Source organism: Caballeronia sp. Lep1P3 (assembly GCF_022879595.1).
Classification (GTDB): Bacteria; Pseudomonadota; Gammaproteobacteria; order Burkholderiales; family Burkholderiaceae; genus Caballeronia.
Map to the genome: position 1 here is coordinate 352,985 of NZ_CP084267.1, position 16,887 is coordinate 369,871.

The 16,887-nt window shown below is 64.7% G+C and carries 14 protein-coding genes; 12 read left to right on the forward strand and 2 right to left on the reverse strand.

From position 1 onward, the window contains the following. Positions 1-9: 9 nt before the first annotated feature. Together LDZ27_RS22175 and LDZ27_RS22180 are read left to right on the forward strand one after the other, a co-directional pair. On the forward strand, positions 10-2,139 hold the full coding sequence (locus tag LDZ27_RS22175; protein WP_244817941.1) for a PAS domain-containing sensor histidine kinase: 2,130 nt from the start codon (positions 10-12) through the stop codon (positions 2,137-2,139). Between the two features lie 111 nt (positions 2,140-2,250). Next, complete coding sequence (locus LDZ27_RS22180; RefSeq protein WP_244817942.1) at positions 2,251-4,518, forward strand: bifunctional diguanylate cyclase/phosphodiesterase; 2,268 nt, start codon at positions 2,251-2,253, stop codon at positions 4,516-4,518. 41 nt (positions 4,519-4,559) lie between these two features. Here the strand turns inward: LDZ27_RS22180 and LDZ27_RS22185 are convergent, their stop codons facing one another. After that, positions 4,560-5,510, reverse strand: coding sequence for a LysR family transcriptional regulator (locus LDZ27_RS22185; RefSeq protein ID WP_244817943.1), 951 nt, complete (start codon positions 5,508-5,510; stop codon positions 4,560-4,562). A gap of 123 nt (positions 5,511-5,633) precedes the next feature. On the opposite strand from LDZ27_RS22185, the gene LDZ27_RS22190 reads away from it, so the two are divergent. The 8 genes from LDZ27_RS22190 (at position 5,634) to LDZ27_RS22225 (ending at position 12,702) form a co-directional block, all read left to right on the forward strand. Next, entirely contained in the window at positions 5,634-6,665 is a 1,032-nt protein-coding gene (locus LDZ27_RS22190) for an alpha/beta fold hydrolase (RefSeq protein WP_244817944.1), read from the forward strand. Positions 6,666-6,870: 205 nt separating this feature from the next. Further along, positions 6,871-7,536: a curli production assembly/transport protein CsgE gene (locus LDZ27_RS22195; protein WP_244817945.1), complete on the forward strand. Its 666-nt coding sequence runs from the start codon at positions 6,871-6,873 to the stop codon at positions 7,534-7,536. A 30-nt stretch (positions 7,537-7,566) separates the two neighbouring features. Continuing rightward, a complete protein-coding gene (locus tag LDZ27_RS22200) occupies positions 7,567-8,019 on the forward strand; it encodes a curli assembly protein CsgF (protein ID WP_244817946.1) in 453 nt (150 codons plus the stop codon). 16 nt (positions 8,020-8,035) lie between these two features. Beyond that, positions 8,036-8,977, forward strand: a complete 942-nt coding sequence (locus LDZ27_RS22205) for a CsgG/HfaB family protein (RefSeq protein ID WP_244817947.1) — start codon at positions 8,036-8,038, stop codon at positions 8,975-8,977. 22 nt (positions 8,978-8,999) lie between these two features. Next, on the forward strand, positions 9,000-9,539 hold the full coding sequence (locus tag LDZ27_RS22210) for a hypothetical protein (protein WP_244817948.1): 540 nt from the start codon (positions 9,000-9,002) through the stop codon (positions 9,537-9,539). A 166-nt stretch (positions 9,540-9,705) separates the two neighbouring features. After that, entirely contained in the window at positions 9,706-10,983 is a 1,278-nt protein-coding gene (locus tag LDZ27_RS22215; RefSeq protein ID WP_244817949.1) for a hypothetical protein, read from the forward strand. 207 nt (positions 10,984-11,190) lie between these two features. Continuing rightward, complete coding sequence (locus LDZ27_RS22220) at positions 11,191-12,306, forward strand: porin (protein WP_370653479.1); 1,116 nt, start codon at positions 11,191-11,193, stop codon at positions 12,304-12,306. A gap of 63 nt (positions 12,307-12,369) precedes the next feature. Further along, positions 12,370-12,702 carry a DUF2322 family protein gene (locus LDZ27_RS22225; protein ID WP_244817950.1) on the forward strand — a complete coding sequence of 111 codons (333 nt, stop codon included), beginning with the start codon at positions 12,370-12,372 and terminating at the stop codon, positions 12,700-12,702. A gap of 31 nt (positions 12,703-12,733) precedes the next feature. On the opposite strand, the gene kdgD is transcribed toward LDZ27_RS22225, so the two are convergent. Further along, complete coding sequence (kdgD, locus tag LDZ27_RS22230) at positions 12,734-13,651, reverse strand: 5-dehydro-4-deoxyglucarate dehydratase (RefSeq protein WP_244817951.1); 918 nt, start codon at positions 13,649-13,651, stop codon at positions 12,734-12,736. 198 nt (positions 13,652-13,849) lie between these two features. Between kdgD and garD the strand changes: the two genes are divergently transcribed. Further along, complete coding sequence (gene garD / locus LDZ27_RS22235) at positions 13,850-15,439, forward strand: galactarate dehydratase (protein WP_244817952.1); 1,590 nt, start codon at positions 13,850-13,852, stop codon at positions 15,437-15,439. A gap of 85 nt (positions 15,440-15,524) precedes the next feature. Beyond that, positions 15,525-16,769: a Zn-dependent hydrolase gene (locus LDZ27_RS22240; RefSeq protein WP_244817953.1), complete on the forward strand. Its 1,245-nt coding sequence runs from the start codon at positions 15,525-15,527 to the stop codon at positions 16,767-16,769. Positions 16,770-16,887 lie beyond the last annotated feature (118 nt).

Here is a 16,887-nt window from a genome sequence, read left to right on the forward strand (position 1 = left end):
AGCCGTCGCTTGACTTCGAATATCCCCGACCCCATTCGCTTCGATTCATGGATCGGCGAGACCGCGCGCGCCATTCGCGACTTCGACTGGAGCAAGACGCCGCTCGGCGGCATCGACACCTGGCCGCAAATGCTGCGCGCCGTCGTGCAGGCCATGCTGCGCAGCGCGCTGCCGATGGCCGTTCTCTGGGGCGAAGAAGGCACGCTCCTCTACAACGACGCCTACGCGAAATTCTCGGGCGTGCGGCATCCCGGCATTCTCGGCTTGCCCATCGAGCGGGCGTGGCCGGAGGCATCGGAGTTCAATCGCAATGTGGTGGACTCGGGCCTGCGCGGGGAATCGCTGTCGTATCGCGACATCGGCTTCGTGCTGTCGAGAAGCGGCAAGCCCGCGCAAGTCTGGCTCGATCTGCACTACAGCCCCTTGACCGGCGACGACGGCCTGCCCGCGGGCGTCCTCGCGATCGTCGTCGAAACGACCGGGCGCGTGCTGCTCGAACACGACCGCGCGCTCGCGGAAGCCGCGGTGAGCGAGGCCAACGAGCGCCTGCATCTCGCGATCAATTCGGGCGCGGTGCTCGGCGTGTTCGTATGGGACATCCCGAAGAATCGCGTGAAAGGCGATGAGCGCTTCGCGCGCACCTTCTCCGTTCCGTTCGAGCAAATCGCCGAAGGCTGGCCGCTCGAAGCCGTGCTGGACATCATGCATCCCGGGGACCGCGAGCACGTTCAGGCGCTGATCGAGCGCACCGTGCGCGACGGCGTGCCGTATCGCGCGGAATATCGCATTCGCACGCCCGGCGACGGATGGATGTGGATTCTCGCGACCGGCCGCTGCGACTACGACGGCCACGGCCGTCCCGCGCGCTTTCCGGGCGTGATCGTCGACATACACGATCGCCGGATCGCCGAAGAAAGCCTGAAGGAACTGACGCGCAGCCTGGAGGACAAGATTTCGGAAGCGGTCGCGGCGCGCATCGCGGTGGAAGCGCAGTTGCGGCAAAGCCTCAAGATGGAGGCGCTCGGCGCGATGACGGGCGGCGTCGCGCACGACTTCAACAACACGCTGCAGGCGATCAGCGGCAATCTGCAACTGCTGCAATATCTTCCGCCGACGGACCCGCGCGTGCCCGAACGCGTGCAGGCGGCCATGGAAGCGGTGCAGCGCGGCGCGAAGCTCGCGTCGCAATTGCTCTCGTTCGCGCGGCGGCAGCCGCAGTCGCCGGTGGTCATCAATCCGCGCCGCCTGCTCGATGAAATGCGCGAGCTCTTGCAGCATGCGGTGGGCGCGTCCGTCGTCATCGGCACGCACTTGCCGGATCATCCCTGGAACTTCTGCGTCGATCGCAATCAGCTCGAAAACGCGCTGCTCAATCTCGCGATCAACGCACGCGATGCGATTCGCGGCGACGGCAGCTTCACACTCGCGTGCACGAACGAAGTGCTCGACGAAGCCGCGTGCGAGGGCCGCGACTTGCGTCCCGGCGAATACGTGCGGCTCTCCGTGCGCGACGACGGCAGCGGCATGGCCGCCGACGTGCTGGAGCGCGCGTTCGAGCCGTTTTTCACGACCAAGGCCGAAGGACACGGCACCGGGCTCGGGCTCAGCATGGTGTTCGGCTTCGTGAAGCAGTCGGGCGGACACATCGACATGTCGAGCGCGGAGGGCGCGGGCACGACCGTCGATCTCTTCTTTCCGCGCAGCTACGACGCGGAAACGGTGGTCACGGCGAACGGCGCGCTCACGCCGCAGACGGGCGGTGCGACCGTGCTCGTCGTCGACGACGATGCCGCCGTGCTTTCGTCGACCGTCGCGATTCTCGAAGCGATGCGCTACATCGTGCTCAAGGCCGCGAACGGCGATGCCGCGATGAGCGTGCTGCAAAGCGGCGTGGGCGTCGACCTGATCGTCACGGATGTGGTGATGCCGGGCAAGGTCAAATGCGAGGATCTCGCGCAATGGGCCTCGGCGCAGGCGCGGCCCGTGCCCGTCATTTACGTGTCCGGCTATACGCGCGACGTGATCTCGCGCGACGGCGCGCTGCGGCCCAACGTCACGCTTCTTGGCAAGCCGTATCGCGCCGAAGCGCTCGCCAAGGAAATCGCGGCGGCTCTCGAGGGCGCGGCGAATACGCGCTGAAGGCAAGATTTACCGGGACCGATCGAATCCATCGCTCATCTAAAGTGTTTGCCGATCGCGCCGTTAAGCAGCGAGGCATTCACGGCCATCACGGCAGAAAGGATTCGAGCGGTGCAGGAAAGAGCCAGCGATTTTCTTGGAACCATCGGCGACGCGGTCGCACGGCGGCTTCCGTACATCGAATGCGCGCGCCGCATCGACGCCTTCGCGCTCGCGGTGCTGAGCGTCGCGCTCGTCGCGTGCATGACGCCGTTCGTGCCGCTGCCGTGGAACGTGCTGCTCGGCGCGGCGGCTGCCGGCGCCATGACCGTCATTCATCAGATGCTCGAATGGAGACGGCACATCTTCGTCGCGCAGCAGCTTTCCAACGGACTGCTTTCCATCGCCGAGGACTGTCTCAAGCTGCTCGACCTGGATGGCCGCGTCGTCTGCATCTCCGATGTCGGCCGCCGCCTGATCGAAGCGCCGCGCGCACAGGACATCGTCGGCGTGGACTGGCTCGCGCTGTGGGACGGGCCGGATGCGCGCGATGCGTTCGAACGCGCGAAGGCGGGCGAGTCGGTCTCGTTCTCCGGCACTTGCCCGACGATGACCGGCGCGCGCAAATGGTGGACGTCCACATTCGCGCCCGTCTACGGCGAGGAAGGCCGCGTCGCGGCGGTCCTGTGCAAGTCGCGCGACATCACGGCGGAAGTGAGTCTCATCGACGAGCTGCGCGGCAATGCGCGCGTGCAGAAGGACATGGAAGACCACGTCGATGCCGTGTTCTGGACCGCGAGTCATGACTTCAGCGATCTGCTGCATGTGAGTTCCGCGTTCGAGCGCATGTGGGAGATGCCCGTGGCGGCGCTCAAGGCGGACAAGACGGCATGGATGGAGCGCGTGCATCCGGACGACATGCCGGGACTGCGCGGCAAGATGCGCGAAGCGGTGAGCCTGAGCGCGCCTTCGCAGAGCTATTTCCGCCTGTGTCTTGCCGACGACCGCACGCGCTGGGTGCGCGCCGATATCTATCCGGTGAGCGAAGACGGCGCGGTGTCGCGCGTGGTGAGCGTATGCGTCGATGCAACCGAGGAGCGCATGCATCTTCAGGAACTGCACCGCCTCGTGAACACGGACAGTCTCACCGGCCTGCACAACCGCAACGCGATGATGAATGCGCTGACGGAACGCTGCGCATCCGGCGAGCCGTTCGCGTACTTCTTCATCGACGTGGACCGCTTCAAGTCGATCAACGATACGGCCGGCCACAGCGCGGGCGATGCGGTGCTCAAGGCGATCGCGCAGCGCATCGGCGAAACGATGCCGCCGGGCGCCGTGGCCGCGCGCGCGGGCGGCGACGAGTTCACCGTGATCCTGCCGGGCACCTTCGATCAGGAGCGCATGGAACGCGCATGCAGGCGGCTTGCGCTCGCGTGCCGCAGGCCGATCAAGGTCGGCTGCAAGACCGTGACGATGACATGCTCCATCGGCGTCGCGCTCTATCCCGAACATGGCCGCACGCCGGAGGATCTGTTCATCAGCGCGGACATGGCGATGTATGCCGCCAAGCGCGCCGGGCGCAACGCGTTTCGCGTGTTCGGCGAGCGCGAGAAAGACGATCTCGCGCGCGCGCATCTCGAAACAGAGCTGCATGGCGCGATCCGCGACAATCAGTTCGTGCTGCATTATCAGCCGCAGTATCGTATCGATACGGGCGCGCTTGCCGGCGTGGAAGCGCTCGTGCGCTGGAATCATCCGCAACTGGGGCTGCTATCGCCGGGCGCGTTCGTGCCGGTGCTGGAGGAGAGCGGCCTCATCGTCGAGGCGGGACACTGGATCATCCGCGATGCGGTGCAGGCGGCGGCCCGGCTTGCCGCGGCCGTGCCCGAGGTGCGCTCCGTTGCGGTCAATGTGTCGCCGAAGCAGTTCCGCGATCCGCGTCTCGTCTCCGTGCTTCAGCACGCGATCAGGCGATGCGGCATCGACTCGCACTGCATCACGCTCGAAATCACGGAGTCGGCGCTGATCGAAAACGTCGACGATGCGCAGGAAGTGCTGTCGAACGTGCGCGCGATGGGGGTGCGCATCGCCATCGACGATTTCGGCACCGGCTATTCGAGCCTCAGCTATCTGGCGCGTTTTCGCCCCGATGTGCTGAAGCTCGACAAGTCGTTCGTCGACAACATCGCCACCGACGCGATGATGCTCACGGTCGTCGAAGGCGTGATCGATCTGGCGCACAAGCTCGGCGTGGCCGTGATCGCGGAGGGCGTGGAGACGGCGGAGCAACTGGAACGCCTGAAGCATGCGGGCTGCGACAAGATGCAGGGCTTCCTGCGTTCCCCGCCGGTGCCGTTGGAAGCGCTTCTGGAGCAGGTTGCCGTCGCGGAGATGTAGCGGCGGCATCGTCGTCGCAACGACTCGCCGGATAGCCGCGCCTATGCACGAAGCGTTCGCGCAGACCGGCCGGAACGAGCGCGCGGCGCGAATATCGGCATTCTCTCGAGAATCCAGTCGAGCAGTTCCTGCGGTCCCGCCGCGAGCGGTCTGTCCGCCTTCACGAGCACGCGCGCATGCGTGCCTTCGAAGAGCGGATGCGCAATGGGCACGGTCTTCATTTCACCGCTTGCTATCTCGCGATATGCGGCGAATGCGCCGATCGGCGTGACGAACGCTCCCGCGCTCACGATGCGCTTCAACGCCGTCAGCGAATTCGTCGTGAGCGTCGCGCGCACGGCGATGTTGTCGGTCGTCGCGAGCATCTTCAACACATGGCCGATGCCGAACGAAGGCGGCATGACGGCTAACGGATAGTCGAGCAGATCGGCGACGCGCGCTGCCCCGCCCCGCGCGACGAGCGAATGATCGCGCCGCGCGAGCAGCACGACGGGCTGCGGCGAACTCGCGCGAACCTCGATGCGCGGATGCGGCGGTGCGTTGTACGCGAGTCCGATATGCGCGCGGCTTTGCGCGACTTCTTCGATCACGTCGTCGACGGGCAGCGTGTCCACGCCGATGTCGAGGCCCGGATACCGCGCGCTGAACGGCGCAAGCACATTGTCGACGAGCGTATCGACATAGCCTTCGCTCACGGCCAGTCTGATATGCCCTTGTTTCAGGCCCTTTAGCGCATGAAGCTGATCTTCCAGCTTCTCCTGCTGCGAGCGATGCCCGCGCCAGAATTCGAGCAGATGAAACGCGGCTTCGGTCGGCCGCACGCCGCGCGCCTGCCGCTCGAAAAGCGTCGTGTCCAGTTCCGTTTCCAGCAGCCTGATCTGCCGCGCGATGACCGATGGCGACGTGTTCAGATGATCGGCTGCGCCGCGGATCGTGCCGTGCGCCAGCACTTCGTTGAAATAGCGCAGACGCTGCTGATTGATCTCGCGCATGGTCCCGGTCTCCTCAAAGTGCGTTGCTCTCAGGGCAACGATACGTGAACTTTGTTGCGGTTGCTCACACGGCGTCATGCGCCCAACATTGCATCACGCGAACGCACATCGAGGAGAGAGATCATGACCGAACACATCAACGGATCGCGCCGCCGTCTTCTTGGCGCGGCAATCGCGGGCGTCGGCGCGATGCAACCGGGATTCAGCGGCGTCGTGCGCGCGCAGGCGTCGAGTGCGACGAGTGCGGCGAGTGCGACTTCATTCGGCGATATCAGGCAGATCAACGCGGGCACGCTCGATATCGGCTATGCGCAGGCAGGCCCCGAGAACGGTGCGCCCGTGATCCTGTTGCACGGCTGGCCCTACGACATCCACAGCTTCGCCGAAGTCGCGCCGATGCTCGCGGCGGCGGGCTACCGCGTGATCGTGCCTTATCTGCGCGGCTACGGGTCGACGCGTTTCCTTTCCGCCGATACACCGCGCAACGGGCAGCAGGCGGTCGTGGCGGTGGACATCATCGCGCTCATGGATGCGCTGCGCATTGAACGCGCGCTCGTCGCGGGCTTCGACTGGGGCGCGCGCACCGCGAACATCATGGCGGCGCTCTGGCCGGAACGCTGCAAGGCGCTCGTATCGGTGAGCGGCTATCTGATCGGCAGCCAGGAGGCGAATCGCGCGCCGTTGCCGCCCAAGGCCGAGCTTGCGTGGTGGTATCAGTTCTACTTCGCGACGGAACGCGGCCGCGCAGGGTATGCAGCGAATCGCCGCGGGTTCTCGAAGCTCATCTGGCAGACGGCGTCGCCGCAATGGCATTTCGACGATGCGACGTTCGAACGCTCCGCGCAAGCGTTCGACAATCCCGATCACGTGGCGGTCGTGATTCACAACTATCGCTGGCGGCTGAGTCTCGCGGAAGGCGAGCCGCAGTACGACGCGCTCGAAAAGCGCCTTGCTGCCGCGCCGTCGATCGGCATCCCGACGATCACGATGGAAGGCGACGCGAACGGCGCGCCGCATCCCGCGCCCGCCGCCTATGCTAAGAAGTTCTCCGGCCCGTATCGTCATGTGGACGTGACGGGCGGCGTCGGACACAACTTGCCGCAGGAAGCGCCCAGGGCTTTCGCCGATGCCGTCATCGCAGCGGATCGAATGTAGGCGCAAACGTTCGCCTTCCCGCCAGCATTGATTCCGCTTTCAAACCGCATTTCAGAAGCGTTTCGCGCGCTGCAATTTTCGTCAGCTCAGTGTGGCGTTTCCCACATATCGCCTCTCCGTTCTTGCGCACAATCCGTTCCGTCTAATGAATAAAAACAAACGCCCGAAGGCCGCACCATAGCGGCCAGGGGCATACGGGGAAGTCATGCAGCGAGAGAAGAAAGTGCCCGCCCAAGCGCGCGCCATCGCAGTGTGCATCATTGCTTCATCGGCCATGTCGAGCCATGCGTTCGCTCAGGATGCCGAAGGAAATACCGCCGTACATGCCGATGCCAGCGGCCAGGCGCGCGCGCTCATTTCGCTGCCGACGACGCCGACGCCGAGTCCCGTTGGCAAGACCACGCCGTTGCCCGCCGCGAACGCCGCGCCGCTTTCATCGCGTGGCACGGTGAACGCATCGGAATCGCTCGAAAAGAGCGCGACGCTCGCCGGGACGCCGCGCGCCCGGACCGCCGACGTCAACGGTCAGGAGCCGCTCGACGACGCGCTCGGCGGCGTGGTCACCACCGACACCGTCACGCTCGCGGGCCAGGACTTCTATAACGGCTTTGCGCAGGCGTGGGGCGCCATTCCGCTCGCGCAGCGCTACATCGTGTCGGTTCACGAGCGCCCGTCGGCACGCTACGGCAGCCTCGTGTGGGTGGAATTCCGCCAGCGCCGCGTCTTTCAGGCATTCCTGCCGATTGCGCGCGCGAACGTGCGGCCCGTCGCGGAAGGCGCGGCACAGGTGGCGTTCCAGAACGTCATGCAGGCGGACCTCACGCGCCTGCTCTTTCGCGACGCCGACATGGCGAACGACGAACTCCAATAAAAAGCAACACGGCCAATTACGGGGATCACCATGAAAACCAATGCGCTTGCCCGCAGCGCCATGCTCGCCTGCGCGCTCTCGATGCCGCTTCTGATGCCGTCCACCGCTGCTCATGCAACGTCGCTCGTGTACGAACCGGTGAATCCGAACTTCGGCGGCAATCCGCTCAACGGCGCGAATCTGCTCAACGAAGCGAACGCGCAGAACAAGTACAAGGACCCGTCGGCGACCGACTACGGCACCGGCAGCCAGTCCACGCTCGATCAGTTCAACTCGCAATTGCAGCAGGCGATTCTCTCGCGCGTGGCGTCGTCGATCTCCAGCTCGATCGTCGGCACCGACGGCACGCTGCATCCCGGCACCATCAACACGGGAAATTTCTCGATTGCGATCACATCGGTGACGGGCGGCAACCTGCAAGTGACGACGACCGACAAGACGACGGGCGCATCGACCACGTTCATCGTCGGCAACGGACAGTAAAGCGAGAGCCAAAAGAATGAACAAGAACGCACTCAGGACCACGGCCACGCGCGCGGCGCTTGCGGCCGCCGTCATCGGTTCCATGCTGCTCGCCGGCTGCGTCACCGCGCCGATGCCTTCGGCCGGGAACGCGACGCTCACGCCGCCCACGCGGATCACGCGCGATCTCACGCATCTGCCGCCGCCCAAGGGCAGGATCGTCGCGGCCGTGTACGGCTTTCGGGATCTCACCGGGCAGTACAAGCCGTCGCCGGACAGCTCGTTTTCGTCGCAAGTGACGCAGGGCGGCGCGTCGTTTCTCGTGAAGGCGATGCGCGATTCCGGCTGGTTCACGCCGGTGGAGCGCGAGAACCTTCAGGACCTGCTGACCGAGCGCAAGATCATGCGCGCCCTCGAAACGCCGGACGACAAGAACCGCGCGGGATCGAACATCGCGCAGATCGGTGCGCTCGCGCCGGCGAGCATCGTGCTCGAAGGCGGCATCGTCGGCTATGACTCGAACATCCGCACGGGCGGCGCGGGCGTTGCATATCTCGGCATTTCGGCGTCGCAGCAGTATCGCGTGGATCAGGTGACGGTGAACCTGCGCGCGGTGGATATCCGCAACGGCACCATTCTCAACAGCGTCTCGACTACGAAAACCATCTATTCGGTTCAGGTCGATACGGGCGTGTACCGCTTCATCGGCTTCAAAGACTTGCTGCAGGCCGAACTCGGCATGACGCGCAACGAGCCGCAGCAATTGTGCGTGAACGAGGCGATCGAATCGGCGCTCGTGCATCTGATCGTGCAGGGCGTCGCGAACCAGACGTGGGCGCTCAAGGACATGAAGGACTGGTACGACCCGACGATGCAGCGCTATCTGCTGGAAAACCAGGGCTACGCCGCGACGATGGAAGCGGTCAATCCGCCGTATAGCGCGGTGAAGGTCGATCCGCCCAAAACCTTCGGTGGCTGATTCAATGAATAAGGACGACGAAATGATTCCACCACTCGCGCCCTGGCGCGCTTCGAAGATCGCGCTCTGCGCGACGGTATTCGCGGTCGTGAGTCTCTCGCTTGCGGTCTTCGCGGCGGACCTGTCGCCAGTGTCGGACCTCGGTCCATCGGAACCGGGATTCGGCGGCGGCGCGCAAGTGGCCCGCGTATCGCAGGCGGGATCGGGCAACCGGTTCAGCGGCGTGCAGTCGGGACAGAACGCGCTGATGGCGAATCAGGCGGGCATCGCGAACGCGGCGGCTATCGCGCAGTCCGGCAACGACAACTGGAGCGCGCTTGCGCAGAGCGGCAACGGCAATCAGTTTGCCGGCGTGCAGGCCGGTACGGGCAATCGCTCCGTCGCGGTGCAAAACGGCAGCGGCAACGCGGCCACGGTGACGCAGATCGGCTCGTCGATGTCGTCGCAAGTGACGCAACTCGGCATCAACAACGAAGTGTCGATCCTGCAAAGCCGCAACGGCGCCGGGCTACAGGTGATGCAAAACGGCAATGGCGCAAGGGCGTCGGTGCTCATGAAGTAATTGGATTTTCGACCTTGGCGGCGACGTCACGGTGCGAGGAGACCGCAGTAAGGCAGTGCTTTCGGTTCAAAGCGGGTGCAGTTCGGTCGGTCCGGAGGGCAGCAGGGGCTGCCAGCCGTCGGGAAGCAAAGAAGTCACTCAAAACTCAAACCACGAGGCTATAAAAATGAAAGTCAAGGCATCTATCATCGCCATGGGTCTGGCAGCGCTCGCTTCGAGCACCGCATTCGCAGCCGGTTTTTCGGCGGACGAATCCGCTACCGTTTCGCAGTTCGGCTATGGCAACACGGCGACGGTCGATCAGCAATCGTCCATCGGCGACAGCGTGAACGTGCAGCAGAATGCAGCCGGCGCGAACGCCGCCGTCAAGTCGATCAATGGCGGCCTGAACCGCACCGACATCGCCCAGACCAGCTCGTCGATCGATTCGAACCTCGTCGCGAACGTCACGCAGGACCGCGCGGTCGGCGAGCGCACGAACATCACGCAGGTCGGCAGCAACTCGAGCGCGAACGTCGCGCAGACGACCTCGTCGGGCGACAAGGACACCGTGCGCCAGAACGGCACGAATAACTCGGCGACGATCACGCAGACGAGCGCCGCAGGCAACACGGTGAACATCGATCAAGGCCAGAACACCGCCTCCGGCAAGTTCAGCGGCGGCACCGCAAACGTCACGCAAACGACGACCTTCGGCAACAACGTGCAGATTTCGCAAGACAACGACCACGGCATCGCGAACGTCGAAACGATCGGCGGCGGCCTGAACAAGACGACCATCACGCAGACGGGCGGCGGCACGGACGCGTATGTCGGACAGACAAACGAACTGGGCGACACGGTCACGATCAACGAGAACGGCTCGGCGATCGCCAAGGTCTTCTCGTCGAACGGCGGCGGCAACAAGACCACCATCGACCAGAGCGGCGCAACGGCCCCGAACTTCGCGCAAGTGAATCAGGGCAACGCGGTCAACGAAACGACGACCATCGTGCAAAGCGGTCCGCAGTACAACAAGACGTATGTGAACCAGTACAACGAGTCGAACGATCTGGCGTCGGTCGTGCAGCTCGGCAGCAACAACGAAGCGACCACCACGCAAAAGGATGGCCACAACAACGCGATCGGTTCGTTGCAGCTCGGCTACAAGAACACCGCGAACCTGACGCAGCAAGCCGCCGTGGAATCGACGCTGCTGTCCTCGCAGATCGGCGACCTCAACGTTGCGACCGGCACGCAGTCGGGCAACAACGAAGAGATGCTGCTGTCGCAGAACGGTCTCGGCAACAGCGCGACGGCTTCGCAATCGGGCGCGGGCAACGCGGCCGCGATCACGCAGCTCGGCTATTCGAACGTCGGTTCGATCACGCAAGCGGGCTACGGCAACTCGGCAACGATCGCGCAATCGGGCACGAAGAACTCGGCGACCATCGCGCAGCACTAAGCGACGACAGACGCGGTTTTATTCAGAGCGGGCGGCAGGCGGCTTTCGGGCTGTTTGTCGCCTGTTTTTTATTTCGGGCGATGCCCCGCGACAACGCGAAGCCGCACTTCCCTCACTCCTGCCAGCTCCCCGAGATAATGCTACGTTCATGCGAGCCAGAACGATGGCCGCAGCCCCATCGCAAGCACGGACATGGAGCGACACACGATGAAAGCGACGACAGTCGGCCTCTTTCAGGCAGCGGGCCTGGTGCTGTTCGCATCGAACGCGTGGGCGCAGTCGAGCGTCACGATGTACGGCCGGCTCGACGGCGGCATCGAATATCTGAACCATGTTTCCAACGGTGCGGGCGGCAACGCATCGCGCTGGAGCGCCGAGGGCGGCGACTGGGGCACGAGCATGTGGGGGCTCAAGGGAACCGAAGACCTGGGCGGCGGTTTGACCGCGCTCTTCGATCTCGAGACCGCGCTGCAGATCATGAACGGCAGAACGGGCGGCGACCGTCTCTTTTCGCGCCGCGCCTACGTGGGCATCAGCTCGAAGACGTGGGGGCAGATTCAGGCCGGCCGCAACCTCTTCATCGATAGCGACGGCGTCTGGGAATTCGATCCGTTCGTGCAGGAAGCGATGTCGTCGGCATCGCTCGTGCGGGGACGCAACTGGCAGCAGACGAGCAACAACGTCGAATATCACAGCCCCGTGTTTCATGGCCTCGACGTGCAGGGACAGTACGCATTCGGCAATCAGCCGGGCGCGTTCAACCGCGGCGCGCCGGGCGAATTCGGCCGCTCCGAAGGCATCATGCTCACGTATCACTCGCCGCTTCTCGACGTGCGCGGCATCTACGACGAGCTGCGTAGTCAGGACGGGCGCCTCGACAACATCTTCGCGGCATCCCGCGAGTACTTCGTCGGCGCGAACGTGAAGATCGACAAGTTCAAGGTGCAGGCCGCCTATACGCACTACGCCGCGCCGGATACGCCCGCGGGCATGGCCGACAGCGCGGACCACTACTGGCTCGGCGCAACATATCAGGCGACGCCGCAATGGGCCGTGACCGCGGCCGGCTTCTATATTCACGTCGGGCAAGGCTCGGGCGATGCCGCGCACGATCCGGCGAGTCACGCCACGCTCTATGCGCTCGGCACGACGTACAACGTCACGAAGCGCACGTTCTTCTACGGCACGGCCGCCTATGTGCGCAACAGCGCGAACGGCACCTTCTCGGTGTTCGCGACACCGCGCAATGCCGACGTGAGCACGAGCCCGTTAGCGGGCGAATCGCAGACGGGCGCGTATGTCGGCGTGATGCATCTCTTTTGATCGTTTAAGATACGCCGCCTTTATTCCAGCGATTCATCAACGACCCATGACGGAGCATCTTTCGTGATTCAGCCAGGCAACGCATTCAAGGACAACCTCGCTCGATTGCCTTCGATCGAAGGCATCGAGCGCATCGATCTCGTCGATGCGAAAGGGCAGACGGTGGACAGCATCGAGAACAAGCCGGGCAAGCAAGGCTCGCTCGCGGTGTATCACTATCTCAAGGAGACGTTCGGCAAGATCGATGCGAAAGCCGCCGAACATGGTCTCGCCGTATTCGCCGAACATACCGCCGATGCGCGCAATCGTCCGGGCGCGCATCCGAATGTCGATCGCCTCGCCGCGATCGCGGCGGGCGGGGAAGGGCTCGATGTCGCTATCGTGCGCGCGAGCTGAACGACGCGACGCGCGGCGACCTCGAGCAGCGTTATTGCGCGCCGACCTTCTTGATGAGCGCGTCGAGCTGCGACATTTCTTCGTCGGTCAGATCCGTCAGCGGCGCGCGCACCGGACCGGCATCGTGGCCGACGAGCTTCGCGCCCGCCTTCACGATGCTCACCGCGTAGCCCGCGCGACGGTTGCGGATGGCGAGATACGGCAGGAAGAACTCGTCGATGAGCCGGCCCGTCGTTTCGTGATCGTTTGCCGCGATTGCGCGGTAGAAGTCCATCGCGGTCTTCGGAATGAAGTTGAACACCGCCGACGAGTACACCGGCACGCCCAGCGCCTTATACGCAGCCGCGTAGACTTCCGCGGTCGGCAGGCCGCCGAGGTACGAGAAGCGGTCGCCGAGGCGGCGGCGGATCGTCACCATCGCTTCGATCTCGCCCACGCCGTCCTTGAAGCCGATCAGGTTCGGGCAGCGGTCCGCGAGGCGCTCGAGCATGTCCGCGTTCAGCTTCGAATTCGCGCGGTTATAGATGATGACGCCCAGGTTCGGCACTGCCTTGCACACTTGCTCGGCGTGCGCCGCGATGCCTTCCTGCGAGGCTTCGGTCAGATAGTGCGGCATCAGCAGAATGCCTTGCGCGCCGTTCTTCTCGGCTTCCTGCGCAAACGCGATGGCCGTGCGCGTCGGGCCGCCCGCGCCCGCCAGAATCGGCACCTTGCCCTTGCAGACTTCGGTCGCCGTGCGCACGATCTGCGAATATTCGGGTTGCGTCAGCGAGAAGAACTCGCCCGTGCCGCCCGCGACGAAGAGCGCCGACGCGCCGTAGGGCGCGAGCCATTCGAGGCGCTCGGCGTAGGTATCCGCGCGGAAGTTGCCCTGACTGTCGAAGTCGGTCACGGGGAACGAAAGCAGGCCTTCGGAAACGATTTGCTTGAGTTCTTGCGGTGTCGTCATGATGTGTGTCTCGGTTGAGCAGCGTCCGGCGGATGCAGCGCTTATACGTCATCGTACAACATGGTTAGCGGGCGCACAACCGATTCAACGACTCCTCGCTATAATTACGGGAAAACCCCGAACACACGGCCGTCGACATGTTGTAGGATGACATAACTCTAGGAGCACGCAGCACGTTTGTGCGAAGGATCGTCGAGAATGAATCAGCCCCCGCTCTATATTCGCGTTCACCCCGAAGACAACGTCGCGATCGTCGTGAACGACGGCGGCCTCGGGGAAGGCGCCACTTTTTCCGATGGCCTCGTCTTGCGCGAGCGCGTGCCGCAGGGCCACAAGGTCGCGCTGAAGGACCTGGCCGAAGGCGAAGCGGTCATCCGCTACAACGTCGTCATCGGCTATGCGTTGAAGGAACTGCCCAAAGGCAGCTGGATCAACGAGCACGTCCTGCGCATGCCGACGCCGCCCGAACTGGACGACCTGCCGATCGCGACGATCAAGGCGCCCGACACGTCGCCGCTCGAAGGCTTCACGTTCGAGGGCTATCGCAACGCGGACGGCTCGGTCGGCACGCGCAACATCCTCGCGATCACGACCACCGTGCAATGCGTGGCCGACGTCGTTCAGCACGCGGTCGACCGCATCAAGAAGGAACTGCTGCCGCGCTACCCGAATGTCGATGACGTCGTGAGCCTCGGCCACAGCTACGGCTGCGGCGTGGCGATCGAAGCGCCCGACGCGATGGTGCCGATCCGCACGGTGCGCAACATCGCGCTGAATCCGAACTTCGGCGGCGAAGTGATGATGGTGAGCCTCGGCTGCGAGAAGCTCCAACCCGAGCGCCTGATGCCGCCCGGCACCATTCCGATCGCGGCGGCCGCCGTCGATGACGCCATCGCGGACATCGGCGAAATGGAACTCGAAGCGAACGGCGGCGCGGTCGTGCTGCAGGACGAGGGACACGTCGGCTTCGAGTCGATGATCGATTCCATCATGCTCATGGCCGAGACGCATCTGAAGCGCCTCAACAACCGGCGTCGCGAGACGTGTCCGGCGTCCGATCTTGTCGTCGGTGTGCAGTGCGGCGGCAGCGATGCGTTTTCGGGTCTCACCGCGAATCCGGCGGTCGGCTTCGCAACCGACCTGCTCGTGCGCGCGGGCGCGACCGTCATGTTCTCGGAAGTGACGGAAGTCCGCGACGGCGTCGCGCAACTGACGGCACGCGCGGCGAACGGCGAAGTGGCGCAGGCGATCATCCGCGAGATGCAGTGGTACGACGATTACCTGAAACGCGGCGGTGCGGACCGCAGCGCGAACACGACGCCGGGCAACAAGAAGGGCGGGCTCTCGAACATCGTCGAGAAGGCGATGGGTTCCATCGTCAAGTCGGGTTCATCGACGATTTCGGGCGTGCTGTCGCCGGGCGAAAAGGTCAAGCAAAAGGGCCTCATCTACGCCGCGACGCCCGCGAGCGATTTCATCTGCGGCACGCTGCAACTGGCGGCGGGCATCAACCTGCACGTCTTCACGACCGGGCGCGGCACGCCGTACAGCCTTGCCGAAGTGCCGGTCATCAAGGTGGCGACGCGCTCGGACCTCGCGCGCCGCTGGCACGATCTGATGGACGTGAACGCGGGCACCATCGCCACGGGCGAGGCGACGATCGCGGATGTCGGCTGGGAGTTGTTTCGTCTGATGCTCGACGTGGCGAGCGGGCGCAAAGAGACGCGCGCCGAGAAGCTCAAGCTGCGTAACGCGCTCGTGCTGTTCAACCCCGCGCCGGTGACCTGAAGCGCCGTTCATTCCGACGCCAGCCCCGTTCATGGCCGATGCCGTGAGCGGGGTTTTTTCATCTGCATTCGAGAAGAGACTTGTCATGCTGAAGATCGATTCGTCCCGCCTGCTCGGCGACTTGAGGACACTGCGCAGCTTCGGCGCGACGGGACCGGGCGTCGTGCGGCTCTCGCTCTCGCCCGTCGATATGGAGGCGCGGCGCTGGCTCGTTGAACGCATGACGGACGCGGGCCTCGATGCGTCGATCGACGGCGTCGGCACCGTGCTCGGCCGCTCGCGCAACGCGGGTCCGGCGCTGCTCATCGGCTCACACACGGATACGCAGCCCACGGGCGGCTGGCTCGACGGCGCGCTCGGCGTGATTTACGGTATCGAGATTGCGCGCGCGTTCGCCGAGTGTGACGAGACGAAGCACTTCGCGCTCGATGTCGCATCGTGGATCGACGAAGAAGGCACGTTCGCGGGCTTTCTCGGCAGCCGCAGTTTCGTCGCCAACGCCGGCGATGCTTCCGTCGATGCGTCGATCCGCACCGCGCGCAGCCGCGAGGGCGTGTTGCTCGCCGACGCGCTCAAAAGCGCGGGCCTCGCGGACGTGCCGCGCGTTCGCATCGACGCGTCGCGGCACAAGGCGTATCTCGAACCGCACATCGAACAGGGCGGGCGGCTCGAAGCGCGCGGCAAGTCGCTCGGCGTGGTGACGACGATCGTCGGCATACGCGAACTCACGCTGCGCTTCACCGGCCAGCGCAATCACGCGGGCACGACGCCGATGTCCATTCGCCGCGACGCCGGCGCGGGTCTCGTCGCGTTCATCGCGCGCATGAACGATGCGTTCGGCCAGCTCGCGGACGCGGATACGGTTTGGACGGTCGGGCGCATCGAGCTCGATCCGGGTTCGTTCAGCGTCGTGCCGGGCCGCGCGGAGATGTCTCTGCAATTCCGCGATGCGAGCGCCGCGCGTCTCGATGCAATGGAACGCGCGCTCGCCGCGCTGATCGACGACTTCAACGCGCGCGACGGCGTGTGCGTCGAGATTGCGTCGAGCGAGCCGCCGGAGCAGCCCGTCGTGATGGACGCCGCGTTGCAGGCGCATCTCGCGAACGCCGCCGAAGCGCTCGCGCCGGGGCAATGGGAACGCATGCCGAGCGGCGCGTCGCATGATGCGCAGGTGATCGCGCATCGCGTGCCGGCGAGCATGCTGTTCGTGCCGAGCATCGGCGGCGTGAGCCACGACTTCATCGAAGATACGGCGGAAGCCCATATCGTGCTCGGCTGCGAAGTGGCGGCGCGCGCGGCGGCTGACATGCTTCGCGCAATGCATGCGTGATACGTGGGAACAGCAGCGCGATTCATGACCGCGCGTCATGGATGTCATGACGCGCGCGGCATTTCTTCGGCGTGAAGCGCGCCCTACCATGCGAATCGTTCAGACAGTCACATCGACC